A 14,862-nucleotide genomic window follows, 5' to 3' on the forward strand; every position below is an offset into this window, starting at 1 on the left:
AAATAGTATAACCCATAACGCAGATCTATGACATCGATACCCTTCTGAATATAAAAGCTTTTTTGATCAAAATATTATTTTATCTTTACAATAGAGCTTTTGTTGATAGAAAAGCTATCGTTTTATGTTAATAAAGGGATCTGGTAAGCAGTCATCCATATGGTAGAGTTTACTCATGAATTATCGGCATATTTATCATGCTGGCAATTTTGCTGATGTTTTTAAACACATTATTGTCACCCGCATCGTAGAGTACCTCAAACGCAAGGAAAAAGCTTTTCGTGTTATAGATACGCATGCTGGTATCGGCATTTATGATCTCTCTTCTTTGGAAGCACATAAAACGGGAGAGTGGCGTGAAGGTGTTCACCGACTTCTATCAGCTCCTATCCCCGAAGACTTAAAAGAACTCCTTTTTCCGTGGTGCAAGGTTATTGATTCACTCAATAAGGATAAAAAAGAAATCACATTTTATCCTGGATCACCTATTCTTATTCGCCATTTGTTGCGTAAACAAGATCGGCTAACCGCAATTGAGTTGCATTGTGAAGATTACCATATTTTAGCAGAAAATTTTGCCGGTGATTATCAAACAAAAGTTCTGCATTTAGATGGTTGGCTTTCCTTAAATGCCCATCTGCCACCAAAAGAAAAACGTGGATTTATTCTCGTTGATCCTCCCTTTGAAAAACCTGGTGAATTTTCCCGTCTTGTTGAAGGATTGGTAAAGGCTTATCGTCGTTTTCCTGGAGGAATCTATGCTTTATGGTATCCTATTAAATATGACAAAGAAATTGAAACTTTTCTTCAAGCGCTTCACCAAACAGGAATTCCCAAAATTCTGCAACTCGAAATGCGTATTCGAAAAAGCTCAATACCGCCTACAATGAATGGAAGTGGGATGATCCTTATCAATCCTCCCTATCTTCTTGAAGAAGAAATGAAAAAACTCCGCCCCTTTCTTATCGCCCGTCTTGGGCAAGATAAGAATGCAAAAATGACTCATAAATGGCTGCAAAAAGAACATTTATTCTGTTAGAATTTTCTATCTTACTTCAATCGAGCCCCTTTTAGCAAAAATCAAAAAGTGTTAAACTGCTCAGAAATATAAAATTACTTTAGTTCTGTGACTTTTTAAGTCATATCAACCTTAAAAGCATATAATAGCTAAAAGCGAGAATTTGATTTTTTTCTTAAGAAAACCTATTTTAACGAGTTTCTGATCATAACAAATTTATCATTTCAATGAGTTAATGAATACAATTGGCTACATTGTAAAACTGCTCTCTGAGTTTGCCTTCGTATTTTTTATGAACAGTGATGACTCAAAACGCGCGTGATCTTATACCATAATGCGTTATTTATAGGCAAAAAAACTATAAAGACATAAATGATGGTACTTGCGGGAGAAGAGTGTTTTATATGAAAAACATAAAATATTTCTGGACAAATTAAATGATCCTGAAAAAGAATACAGCTTGTCCCACAAATGAACGAGAAAATCTGCCTTTTCTCTCTAACATACCATGGGACAATGCACATAAAGGAAACGATAAAAATCAATTTCAAGGTGTCAAACTTATACAAGAGTTTGTCAGACACCTTCCGCATAAACCGGGAGTTTATCGGATGATTGATGAAAATGGCACTGTTCTCTATGTTGGTAAAGCTCGTAATCTAAAAAAACGTGTTTCAAACTATACCCGTGAAAAAGGACATAATAACCGTATTGCTCGTATGATTCGTGCGACATATCATATGGAATTTGTAGTCACTCACACAGAAACAGAAGCACTACTCTTAGAAGCTAATCTCATCAAAAGATTGCATCCGCGTTTTAATGTGTTACTGCGTGATGATAAAAGCTTCCCTTATATCATTATTACTGATGATCATAGAGCACCTGCACTTTACAAACATCGCGGTGCCCGAACACGAAAAGCTCATTATTTTGGTCCTTTTGCCTCTTCAGCTGCGGTTACACAAACAATCAACGTTTTACAACGCGCCTTTTTACTCCGTACTTGTACCGATTCCGTTCTTGAAAACCGTACGCGACCCTGTTTGCTTTATCAAATTAAGCGATGTTCTGCACCCTGTACACATGAAATCAGTGATAGTGATTATAAAGAGCTCGTTAGAGGAGCCAGAGCTTTTCTTTCGGGAAAAAGCCAATCAGTTAAAAATGATATGGTTCAAGCTATGCATAAAGCTGCAGAAAATCTTGATTTTGAACAAGCAGCAACTTATCGTGACCGCTTATCAGCCCTCTCTCACATACAAAGCCATCAAGGCATTAATCCTCAAACAATAGAAGAAGCAGACGTATTTGCAATTGCACAACAGGGGGCAGTAACCTGCATTCAAGTATTTTTTTTCGCATGGGACAAAATTGGGGAAACCGAGCCTATTTCCCTAAAGCAGATCCATCTTTTTCTCGTACTGAAATTTTAACGAGTTTCATTGCCCAATTCTATGATGATAAACCACTTCCAAAACTCATCCTTTTATCTGAAACAATCGAAGAAAAAACACTTCTTACAGAAGCATTCAGTCTAAAAGCAAATCGTAAAATACTCCTCTCTTTACCCAAACAAGGTGAACGCAAAACCCTTGTTAATCACGCCTATATCAATGCTTGTGAAGCACTTGAACGCAAACTTGCTGAAACAGCCACACATGCAAAATTGCTTCAGAGGCTTGTTGAAACATTCCACCTGCCTCATACCCCACGCCGTATAGAGGTTTACGATAATTCGCATATTATGGGAACAAATGCAGTAGGTGCAATGATTGTTGCTGGTCAAATGGGATTTATTAAAAATCAATATCGCAAATTCAACATTCGCTCGACCGATATTACGCCTGGTGATGATTTTGGCATGATGAAAGAAGTCATTAAACGAAGATTTTCACGTCTTATCAAAGAACATGGACTGCCTAATGGCAGCAATGGTACAAAAAGTACAGACGATGATTCTTTTCCCATTTGGCCTGACCTTATATTAATCGATGGTGGTGAAGGACAAATAAACAGTGTGCATACAATATTATCTGAATTAAGATTAGACAATCTGATCACGGTCGTAGGCATCGCTAAAGGTGCTGACCGTAGAGCGGGACGTGAACGGTTTTTTATAAAGGGAAAAACATCCTTTACTCTTCCCCAGCGTGACCCTATCCTTTATTTTTTGCAACGCCTGCGTGACGAAGCACATAATTTTGCAATTGGAACGCACAGAGCAAAACGAAAAAAAGAAACATTCAAAAATCCGCTTGATGAAATCGAAAATATTGGGCCAACAAGAAAGCGTGCATTGCTTTATCATTTTGGAAGTGCTAAAGCCGTTGCCGGTGCTTCTCTCGAAGATTTAATAAAAGTTAACGGTATTTCTGTTACGATTGCACAAAAAATTCATAACCATTTTAATGAAAAATAATGCTTGTTTGATAATCTTTGCCTTGTTACCTTTATGGAATATACCGTATTTCACAAAGAATTGAAAATAGCCTATGAAAAATCATACTTTTTCTTTTCCCAATATTTTGACTTATGCACGAATTGTGGCAGTACCGATGGTTGTTGCGTGTTTTTTTTTAGAAGGACGGCTACAATCAAGTGACATCGCACGCTGGGTTGCTGTTTCCATTTTTGTGGCCGCATCCATTACTGACTTTTTTGACGGCTATCTTGCCCGTATTTGGAAACAAACATCCAATATCGGTCGCATGTTAGATCCAATTGCAGATAAACTTCTCGTATCTGCCTGTTTGCTCTTGCTTGCCGCAGACAGTACTATTGCTGGATGGACACTATGGGCAGCCATTATCATTCTTTGCCGAGAAATTCTTGTATCAGGATTACGTGAATATTTAGCTGAATTAAAAGTCAGTGTTCCTGTCTCTCGTCTTGCAAAATGGAAAACTTTTGTACAAATGGTAGCTATTGTTTTTCTTTTAGCAGGACCAGCTGGCAATAAAATTTTCCCTTATACAACGGAATTTGGTATCATCATGCTGTGGGTTGCAGCTCTCCTCACATTGTGGACAGGGTGGGATTATTTTCGTGCTGGCTTAAAACATGTCATCACATGAAAATAGTGAAACCCACACACCCTTTCAAAGAAATCTGTAACATCATAAGAAAAATCCCGAAACATACAGTTTCGGGATTCTTTGGCTTTTATATACGATTTTATTAACCAACAATTTCCATCTCGGAAAACCAAAAAGCGATTTCTGTTTTTGCATTTTCAGCACTATCTGAACCATGGACAGAATTTTCGCCAATCGACAAAGCATGGACTTTACGAATTGTCCCCTCCTGTGCTTCCATAGGATTCGTAGCACCCATCACTTCACGGTTTTTAGCTATTGCATTTTCGCCTTCTAAAATCTGTACAATGGTTGGTCCAGAAGACATAAACTCAACCAATTCACTGAAAAATGGGCGTTCTTTATGAACAGCATAAAATCTTTCAGCTTCACGTTGGCTCATCCACACACGTTTAGATGCGACAACACGCAACCCCGCATCCTCAAGCATTTTTGTAATTGCTCCTGTCAAATTACGACGCGTTGCATCCGGTTTAATCATCGAAAAAGTACGTTCTACAGCCATTTGACCACCTTTATTTCCAACATTATCTAGCTGTTCTATAGCGAGCAGGAAGCCTCTTGCCAAGTGACTATGAAAAAATACGCATTAATTTTCAAAAACGCGTAATTAATCATAAAATAAATTTCAATAAAAAACAGAAATGCCAATGATATCTGATATCCTCAGAACAATGCCATTATCTCTTTTGAAAGCTAGCTCTCTCTGCATAACCAAGCATACTGCTCTCCTCAAGATTTCTTATCAAAAAAAGAGAAAAATAGAGCACGCAGCAAAGCATACAACTTTTATGAAAAATCGGCTTCTCTCAAAGAACGTTACCTATATACCTAATGGCTGCGTGCAAAACACCTACATATTTAAAGCTGATCAAGAGAACAAAACATATGCTCAAAAACTATAGCGCACACCTAAAATACCTTGAAGGGACTGCTTAGTTTTACGCCCTTTGACATAATGTGCTTCTGCATAAAGCTTTAATTTGTCACTGACAAAACTGCTCAAACCAACTCCAAACTTACCCGCATTCCCTGACAAATCTGTGGTAAATTTATGCTGTTGATTAATCGTCGTGTGATTGTTATCTTTATTCTCACGCAACCATGCAGCCGTAATGTAAGCTAGAGATGAAGCACCCATTCCTGATCCAAACTCATACCCTAAAGATAAACCAACTTCACTACGTAATGAAGAAAAGGGGCTTATATCACCTGTCATCTCATTGGAAAGTTTGATTTCTTTACCTTCAACTTGCAACCAAGTTAAGTTTGCATAAGGCTGCATCCAACCACTCTCAGCCATCTTAAAGCGATACCCCGCTTCAAATGACGTGCCCACTGCCCATTGATTATAATTTCCTTCAATGGCTAAGCCATTCGTTGAAATAGCCTTCAGATTAGTTTGATATTGATTATATTTCACAACACTGTCCAAATATAATCCACTATGATCAAAATAAGTCGCATATGCTCCAATACTATAAGTATTTATACCACTAATGCCACCTCGTGCATGCGCTACACGCGCTTGATCATAACTGCCAAAACCACCAATATAAAACGCTCCACTTGTCAGTTCACTTAAACCACTAACACCCAACACTATGCCCGTCTGATCAAGCTTAAAATCTAGATGCTCTGTCGCAACACTCTCTTTGCTCTTGATCGCATAGGTCCATAGCGACACATTTTCCTTATTTTTGTCTATAATTCCTCTCCCCGCACGTACAGTTTGCAACTCATTGTGAAAAATAAGCCCTGGTGTCACGGACATAGACAACACTGCATCTGTAGAGGGAGTGGTCAAAAAATCAGAAACTGACAATTCCTGAATGGATTGTAAAGAAGGTTGATCCTGATCACTTGGGCGCACAAACATCTGATCAGCTAAAGATTGAGCCGCAACAGAAACAGCAGGCTGCTGTTTCTCATCAGAAGATTGATGGCTAACATCTGGACGTGTTGCACCAATAATCTGATCTTCTGGAGATGAAGCAGTGGAAAGAACAGGATCCTGCTGAGACTCTCTCAAATGACGGGGAAGTCTTTCCTTAGGGAGCGTTGGCTTCTTATTCTTCCCATTAGAAGATTTCTGACGAGGTTGCATAACTTTATCGGCACCGGAAGTTGAGAACACTTGAACAATTCGAGTTTTCTGCCTCTTTGTCGTGCGTGGTAAACTAATACTTGAAGAATTGGACTCGCCAGTTGCCATGCCCAAATACCAGATTGTAGCATCACCACTGGAATCAGCACTTCTTTCTCTCTTCCGCAAAGTATACATAAAGGTCCCACCATCGACAGCTCCAATGTCCTGACCAGAATGATTTGCTAAAGTAAAAAGAGGCCCTTCGCCTTGGCTTCTATCGGTAATCAAACTGATCCCGCTAAAAACACCATTTTTTTGTGAGAGAGAATCTATAATTTCACTACCAGAATCGGCAACACTTATTTTGTGATTACCTATCCCACTATCAATCGACAAGTAATCGATACGATCCCCATTCTTACTAAGATTGAAATGAAAATGTAAATTACCTGAAAGATGCGCAACATTAAGGTAAATATGGCGTTGATCATACGGAGCAGACATAAAAATAACAGTCCCTCCTTGCCCACTTAAACTCTCTATATCAACCTGATCTCGCCCCATGTTATTACGCGTTCCAACAGAAAATATTATTTCATCACTTCTTCCCTGTATAGAAAGCTTTCCTTTCGTAATATGATTTGTTCTATCACCAGCGTATAAATAAAGCCGCCCGTTACCATTGACCTTTATTTCACCATTTAAATCTGCACCAACATGTATCCACGAACTGGCAGTTTCTGTAATCGTTAGACCATCTACAATCCCCCCAGGATATACAACTTGAATAGCCTGCCCACTCAAAGTAGTATTAACAGCCCTCCCTTCTTCTAAGATGTGCTGCCTGCCATTACCAGAAACTATAGTACGCTCTGCAATGCCACCATCTTTTCTGGGCCCCATATAAAGATTTTGTTCTCCTCCTTTTCCAACTTCCGTGTTCCAAGCTGTCGCACCATCATACACATTCTGCTGCCCAACAAAACCATTTTCACCAGACACTATGGCATCATAAGCACTGCTTTTCCTCTCAAAATCTTCAAGATTTACAATACTCTTATCTTCGTAAACAAACTGCCAACCACTGAGGATTTTAGTTTTCATCGCAGTCCCTCCACGTGTAACTATTTGCATTCCGCCTTTTTGAACAATAGCACCCACGGAGCTCCCACCATTCTCAACAATTTCTACACCACCATCCTCAATCTTAGCATTACTGCTAACAGTAGCACTAATCAGTGCTGAGCCATTTTGTACCGTCGTTCCACTCGTCATACGTGTTAACGATCTAGTCTTATTCTCACCCGCATTTACACTTTGCACGACACAACTACTGATCATGAATATTGAAAAACTTAACTTGTATTTGCACCGCATAATCTACACTCCACTCTCAATCATTAAACAAACATCCCGCAACTCCCGTAGGTAGTCTATTGTAGATTGTATCGTAATGTGTTTTATTTATGTCTAAATACAATTTTTTAGTGCATTGACTTCCATTAATACAACTTTAAATTGTAGAAATAAGTCAAAAAGAAGCTTCTAATCTAAAGTTTTATAACTCAAAAAAATACAAATTATGCCTTTATATTCAAAGCACAATTTATAAAACTTACAATAATAATTGAAAAAGTGACATGGCTTTTAAGAACTACATTGCTTTTAAGAGAATGTAAGATCATCCCCAATGTCTATACGCTCTAACAAACGTATAGACATTAGATATTTTGCTCACGAAAACAATGAGATCTCTAAGATTACCCAGAGAATAAACACATATCTTTAGAAACTATAGCGTAATCCCAAAATACCTTGAAGTGATTGCTTAATCTTATTTCCTTTAAGATAATGCGCTTCCGCATAAAGCTTCAATTTGTCATTGACAAAACTGTTTAAACCTATTCCTAATTTACCAGCATTTCCTGACAAGTCTGTGATAAATTTATGCTGGTTATTAATTATCGTATGATTATTATTCACATTCTCACGCAACCAAGCTGCCGTAATGTAAGCTGTTAAAGGAGCTTTTGCACCAACAATAAATTCATGACCTGCTGTTAATCCAACTTCACTCCTGAATGACGTCAATGGGTTTATGTCACCTGTCATTCCATTGGAAAGCTTGACTTTTTTACCTTCAACTTGTACCCCTGTTAGTTTGATATAAGGTTGCATCCATGTGCTTTGTGCTGGCTCAAAACGACAGCCAATTTCAAATGCCCCCCCTATAGCCCACTGATTATAATTGCCTTGAATGGCTAAACCGTTCGTTGAAACAGCTTTCAGATTATCTCGATAGTAATTATATTTTAAAACGCCATCCATATACCACCCGCGATTATCAAAGTAAGTCGCATAAGTTCCAACGCTATAACCGCTTATGTCGCTATCACCACCTCTTTCATGAGCAATGCGTACTTGATCATAACTACCAAAACCACCAACATACAAATCCCCATGTGTTAGCTCATTCAACTGATCAGCACCAAACACTATACCTGTCTGCTCAAGCTTAAAATGTGTATGACCTGCAGCGACACGTTCTCTGCTTTTAATCGCATAAGCCCATAGATCTGTATTTTTCCTGTTTTGGTCCAGAATTCCTCTGCCAGTACGCACCATTTGCAGCTCATTGTTAAAAATAAGCCCAGAGGCTACCGCCGTGGAAAGCATTGCATCGGTTGAAGGAGTCGTTGACGACCAACTAGGAGCAAATGGGTCTGTTGGATCAGGAAGTGAAGATTCTGGTCCACTGATGCGGTCCGCAGCCAAAAACCAAACTTTTCCATTTTCATCCTTTCTCTGTCTCAAATCATACATATAGGTTCCACCATCAAGTGCGTTAATTTTTTCACCAGAGAGATCTGTTAGAGTAAACTGTGCTCCACCACTTTGATCCTTAATTAAATCACGCTTATTTGAAAAAGGATCTGTAATTTCAACTCCAGAATCAGTAACGCTTATTGTGTGATTACCTTTGCCATTTTCAACGAAGAGATAATCACCACGGTTGTGTGCAAGGGTGGTATTGAATTCGAAATGTAAACTTCCTGAAAGATTATTAACATGGAGCTGAGAGTAATACGGATCAGAGCCAGTAAAAGCAAAAATAACACTCCCCTTACCACTTAATTTCTGAATTATAGAGCTTTTTCCGTCAAACTCTTCGGCAATGGAGTACAATTTTGTATCTTTTCCATTTAAAATAACGTCTTCTACTGTGGTATGATGTTGATCATTTCCAGCATAAAGATGAAGCTGTCCAGAATGGCTTACCAGTGTCTTGCCTTCTAATGTCGCACCAGCATGCACCCATGATTTTGCTTCATCATTAATTGTTAGATTTTTTACAGATCCATCAGTAGATATTTCCTGAAAAGCGGTCTCATTTAAAGTAACCCCTATAGCCTTACCTCCTTCTAAGACACGCTGTTTACCGCCACCAAAGATTTGGGTATCAAACGCAAAACCACCGTTTTTTGCACTTTGAGTCTTTTTTGCAACCTCTTGTACTCCTCCTTGCATAACTTTCGTATTCCAAACACTTCCCCCATCATATATCTTTTGTTGCCCTAATGTTTCACCTTGACCATAAATTACTGTATCCGAAGCGCTACTCCCTTTAATTTGTCCTCCAACATCACCCTCTCCAAAAATAAGTTGTTCACCACCATAGATTTTTGTCCCTTCTACTTTCCCCCCATTCCCAACATTTTGCCGTCCACCTTCTTTAACAACAGCATTTTTTGAAAATCCTTGCTTTCCTTTTGAAGCCTGAACAATTTCAGTCCCACCATGTTCAATTTTGCTATTCTCACTAAGACCCCCTGCATAAACATAGATCTCTGCACCATTCTTCACCGTGTTATTTATCGACAGTCCTGGATTATCTGTTTTACCATCATTCGAAAAATAAGCTTTACCATTATTATCGAGTACAAAATTTTCCAAAAATGCCCCATCATTAATAAAAATGAGTTCAGGATTTTTACGTACAGCAATATTGTTTTCTTGCATATTCTGTCCGGTATGGACATCATTCCTGCCAACAGAATCGGGTATTTTTCTAGTTAATATTTCACTACTGTTATGTGTAGCAATACCATTAAGCATTCCCGAAAAAACTGATCCGCCATCTGCTTCTACAATGGCATCACCTTTAGATGCGCTAACCTTTGTGTATTCCTTTGTTCTCACATCCCCATTATGTTGACTATGGAGTGTTTTCTCATTTATGCCATAGTCTGAAGGTTGATAAAAAAGTTGTATCCCGCTCTCATTCGCAGCCACTGATTGCACAAAACAGCTGCTGACCATGAGTGCCCAATAACCTTGTTTCCATTTATATTGCATAGCCATATCCTCCCCCTTTACGTCTGAGTAGACATCAAAGGTAATTAGCTCTGCAAAATTTATTTTCAACCTAAAATTTTAAGAATTATCTTTAACACTTTATTAATATTATAAAAATTGCTCTTTACATCTCATGGAATTCTTTGTTTTATTGAAAGTATAAAGCAGTTCCTACATTGCTTTTTTGGGGCACTCGCCTCTAACTTTTTACAAAAGAGAAAAAGCAAAATACAAGAAAAATGCATCCACCATGAAGCATATAACTTGTTATAAAAATGTATTTCTTCCCTTTTAAAATTATTCCCCGAGCACTTTACCTGAGTGCTTAATTTTAAAGGCTCAAAATTGATCAGAAAACAAAACATATGCTCAAAAACTATAGCGCACACCTAAAATACCTTGAAGGGACTGCTTAGTTTTACGCCCTTTGACATAATGTGCTTCTGCATAAAGCTTTAATTGGTCACTGACAAAACTGCTCAAACCAACTCCAAACTTACCCGCATTCCCTGACAAATCTGTGGTAAATTTATGCTGTTGATTAATCGTCGTGTGATTGTTATCTTTATTCTCACGCAACCATGCAGCCGTAATGTAAGCTAGAGATGAAGCACCCATTCCTGATCCAAACTCATACCCTAAAGATAAACCAACTTCACTACGTAATGAAGAAAAGAGGCCTATATCACCTGTCATCTCATTGGAAAGTTTGATTTCTTTACCTTCAACTTGCAACCAAGTTAAGTTTGCATAAGGCTGCATCCAACCACTCTCAGCCATCTTAAAGCGATACCCCGCTTCAAATGACGTGCCCACTGCCCATTGATTATAATTTCCTTCAATGGCTAAGCCATTCGTTGAAATAGCCTTCAGATTAGTTTGATATTGATTATATTTCAAAACACTGTCCAAATATAATCCACTATGATCAAAATAAGTCGCATATGCTCCAATACTATAAGTATTTATACCACTAATGCCACCTCGTGCATGCGCTACACGCGCTTGATCATAACTGCCAAAACCACCAATATAAAACGCTCCACTTGTCAGTTCACTTAAACCACTAACACCCAACACTATACCCATCTGATCAAGCTTAAAATCTAGATGCTCTGTCGCAACACTCTCTTTGCTCTTGATCGCATAGGTCCATAGCGACACATTTTTCTTATTTTTGTCTATAATTCCTCTCCCCGCACGTACAGTTTGTAACTCATTGTGAAAAACAAGCCCTGGTGTCACGGACATAGACAACACTGCATCTGTAGAGGGAGTGGTCAAAAAATCAGAAACTGACAATTCCTGAACGGATTGTAAAGAAGGTTGATCCTGATCACTTGGGCGCACAAGCATCTGATAAGCTAAAGATTGAGCCGCAACAGAAACCACGAGCTGTTGTTTCTCATCAGAAGATTGATGACTGCTAATTGGACGCGACGCATCAACAGACTGATTTTTTAGAGAGAGTGCAACTGGATGAACAGAAGCAAAGGTTTTTTGACTTAAGTTTCGGCGGGCATATCTTCGACGCTGCAACTCAACAGCATATTCTTCTGGTGCTGTAATAGCTGAGAGAAAAGAAACCTTTTGATTTTGGTCTAAATGTCGGCGAGATCTGCTCCTGTTACGCGTTAAATTGTTAATAAATGAAAAATTATCGATGTATACTGCAGATAAATACCAAATTTTTTCATTTTCATCATCACCTTGCCTCTGTTTCAAACCATACACATAGGTTCCACCATCAACAGTACTAATTTTTGCACCAGAAAATTTTTTCAAAGTAAAATGCGCTTTTCCGCTTTGATCAACAATTAAATCAAGATCTGTTGTAGAAGGATCGACAATTTCAATACCAGAATCTACAACATTTACTGTATGAGAACCACTACCATTCTTGATAAAAAGATAATCACCCTCTCCTTCTGCAAGGCTAACATGAAACTTAAAATGTAAACTCCCTGAAAGTTCCCCAATATAAAGTTGAGAGTAATATAAATCAGAATCAGCAGACGTAAAAATAACCCTCCCCACACCACCCAACTTCTGAATGTAGGTACTCGTGTCTTCATATCCACTCGCGATAGAGTATAGTCTAGCCTTTTCTCCCTCTAAATTGATATCTTCTACTACAGTCTGATCTTCATCATCTCCAGCATCAAGATAAAGCTTTCCAAAATCATGAACCTTTATTTCTCCTGCCAACATCGCACCAGCAGAGACCCACGAATTGGCTTTGCCTTCAATTGTTAGATTTTTTACAGATCCACCAGCATGAACTTCTTGAACAGCGTAGCTGTGTAAAATAACCGTATCCGCCTCACCTCCGGCTAAAACACGCTGCATACCACCCGCAAAAACCTCAGTATTAACTGCTAATCCACCACTCTTTTGTGCAAAATCATCATCGTCTGGAAACCATTTAGCAAGAATTTGTATTCCCCCATTCATAATTTTTGTTCCCACAACCAATCCATCATCATACACACTCTGCTGCCCCCGCATTTTATCCTGACCATAAATTGTAGTGTTATAAGCGCTACTCCCCATAATCCCACCGTTCACATAACCATCTCCGAAAACAAGCTGCTTACCGCCATAGATTTCAGCTTTCAGTGCAGACCCTCCACCCTCTACCCTTTGTTGCCCACCTGCATAAATAATAGCAGATTCCGAAATGCCTTGTTCTCCAACAACTTCGGAACCATCCTTTTCAACTGTAGTATTCTTACTGAAACCACCCGGCCCAACATAAAGCGTTCCAGATCCCTCAACCATGGTGTTAATAGACCATTTAAGATTATCCGAATCTCCATTATCAGAAATATAAACTACGCTATCATTACTGAGTACGGAAGTTTGCAGAATTCTTTCATTCTCACCCATACTAAAATAATCTGCATAAAAACTGAAATTATTTGCATAAGAACTAACTATAGAATCTTTCGAAGATGTAATATCTTCTTCTTTTTTAACAGTTTTAGCTATAGGCAATGCTGGATTAGATGGAGAAGTGAAAGGAGTAGATACCTCTGCAGCAGCCAAATACCAAGTTTTTCCTTCTCCATTCTCACTATTTTTCTGTTTTAAATCATACATATAAGTTCCACCATCCACGACATCAGTTTTTTCACCGGAATGGTTGTTTAAAGTAAAATGAGCGTTTCCACTTTTATCAGTAATTAAATCAAATGGATGGAAGGAAGAATTTGTAATCTCAGTACCAGAATCCATGATGCTTACTGTATGATCACCCGCTCCCTCCTCAATGAAAAGGTAATCACCGTATCTCTCTGAAAGATTAACCCTAAAATTGAAATGTATATTACCTGAAAGTTCAGCAACATAAAGCAGAGAATAGTATGGATTAAGCTTAGTGGAGTCAGTAGAAATATAAGTAGTAGTAAAAATAACACTCCCTTTGCCATTTAATTTCTGAATCAGAGAGCTTGACCCGTCCACTTTAGTGGCAATAGAGTATAATTGGGCCTCTTTTTCATTTAAAATAATTTCTTCTACTGTAGTTTGGTGTCTCTTATCTCCAGCATAGAGATGAAGCTTTCCAGAACCATTAACCTTTATCTCTCCTTGCAATATAGCACCGGAGTAAATCAGAGAATTGGCTCCACTATTAATCGTCAGTGTTTCTACATGCCCACCAGCATAGACTCTTTGAAGAGCCCCTTCTTCCAAAGTAACAGTGTTTGCCTTACCTTTCTCTAAAACATTCTGCACACCCGCCGCAAAGACCCTCGTATCTACTGCTAATCCCCCTGTATCTCCAAACCATGTATCAATATTTTGTTCACCTCCACTCATAACATTTGTGAAAAAAGCTGCTCCACCCTCATACACATTCTGTTGTCCGTTCATCTCTCCTTGACCATGGATTTCAGAATTATAAGCATAACTCTCCTCCCCTACAACAATTTGCTCACCTCCATGAATTTTAACCTCCTCTGTTTGTCCTCCATACTCAACACTTTGCAATCCGTATTTTCGAATAACAGTATTTTTTGAAATTTCTCCATTTCTGACAATCTCAAATTTACCATCCTTAATTGTGAGATTCTCACTGGGGAATTTCTTGCCCATTTCTCCTAGCTGCTCACTTACGTCTACTGGTATTAGTGGCCTCTCTCCTTTTGTAGCTACTTCATTTGCATTTGCAACCTTTACGAGAAAACCACTGGTCATTAATGCCCAAAAACTCAGATTCAATTTATGTTGCATTCTCCACACTCCATGATTGCAAATAAAAAGTTCCGCATATTTGGAAAAAGTGCATGTATAAAAAC

The 14,862-nt window shown here is 38.5% G+C and carries 6 protein-coding genes and 1 pseudogene; 3 read left to right on the forward strand and 4 right to left on the reverse strand.

Annotated features, from left to right (window positions below):
- The first annotated feature begins 175 nt into the window (after positions 1-175).
- The 3 genes and pseudogenes from QHG54_RS02830 (at position 176) to pgsA (ending at position 4,095) form a co-directional block, all read left to right on the forward strand.
- The gene (locus tag QHG54_RS02830) at positions 176-1,039 is read left to right on the forward strand and encodes a 23S rRNA (adenine(2030)-N(6))-methyltransferase RlmJ (protein WP_317993062.1); all 864 of its coding nucleotides are present in this window, start codon (positions 176-178) and stop codon (positions 1,037-1,039) included.
- Between the two features lie 416 nt (positions 1,040-1,455).
- Positions 1,456-3,440, forward strand: a pseudogene (uvrC, locus tag QHG54_RS02835) (excinuclease ABC subunit UvrC).
- A 73-nt stretch (positions 3,441-3,513) separates the two neighbouring features.
- The gene (gene pgsA, locus QHG54_RS02840) at positions 3,514-4,095 is read left to right on the forward strand and encodes a CDP-diacylglycerol--glycerol-3-phosphate 3-phosphatidyltransferase (protein ID WP_317993060.1); all 582 of its coding nucleotides are present in this window, start codon (positions 3,514-3,516) and stop codon (positions 4,093-4,095) included.
- A gap of 103 nt (positions 4,096-4,198) precedes the next feature.
- On the opposite strand, the gene ndk is transcribed toward pgsA, so the two are convergent.
- From ndk to bafA (QHG54_RS02860), 4 genes are all read right to left on the reverse strand, one after another.
- Positions 4,199-4,621 carry a nucleoside-diphosphate kinase gene (gene ndk / locus QHG54_RS02845; protein ID WP_317993059.1) on the reverse strand — a complete coding sequence of 141 codons (423 nt, stop codon included), beginning with the start codon at positions 4,619-4,621 and terminating at the stop codon, positions 4,199-4,201.
- A gap of 387 nt (positions 4,622-5,008) precedes the next feature.
- Positions 5,009-7,582 carry a BafA family autotransporter gene (gene bafA, locus QHG54_RS02850; RefSeq protein WP_406604407.1) on the reverse strand — a complete coding sequence of 858 codons (2,574 nt, stop codon included), beginning with the start codon at positions 7,580-7,582 and terminating at the stop codon, positions 5,009-5,011.
- Between the two features lie 408 nt (positions 7,583-7,990).
- Positions 7,991-10,561 (reverse strand): BafA family autotransporter, encoded by a 2,571-nt coding sequence (gene bafA / locus QHG54_RS02855; RefSeq protein WP_406604530.1) that lies wholly within the window; start codon positions 10,559-10,561, stop codon positions 7,991-7,993.
- 369 nt (positions 10,562-10,930) lie between these two features.
- Positions 10,931-14,797, reverse strand: a complete 3,867-nt coding sequence (bafA, locus tag QHG54_RS02860; RefSeq protein ID WP_406604408.1) for a BafA family autotransporter — start codon at positions 14,795-14,797, stop codon at positions 10,931-10,933.
- Between the last annotated feature and the right edge of the window lie 65 nt (positions 14,798-14,862).

Source organism: Bartonella gliris (genome assembly GCF_045277155.1).
GTDB lineage: Bacteria > Pseudomonadota > Alphaproteobacteria > Rhizobiales > Rhizobiaceae > Bartonella > Bartonella gliris.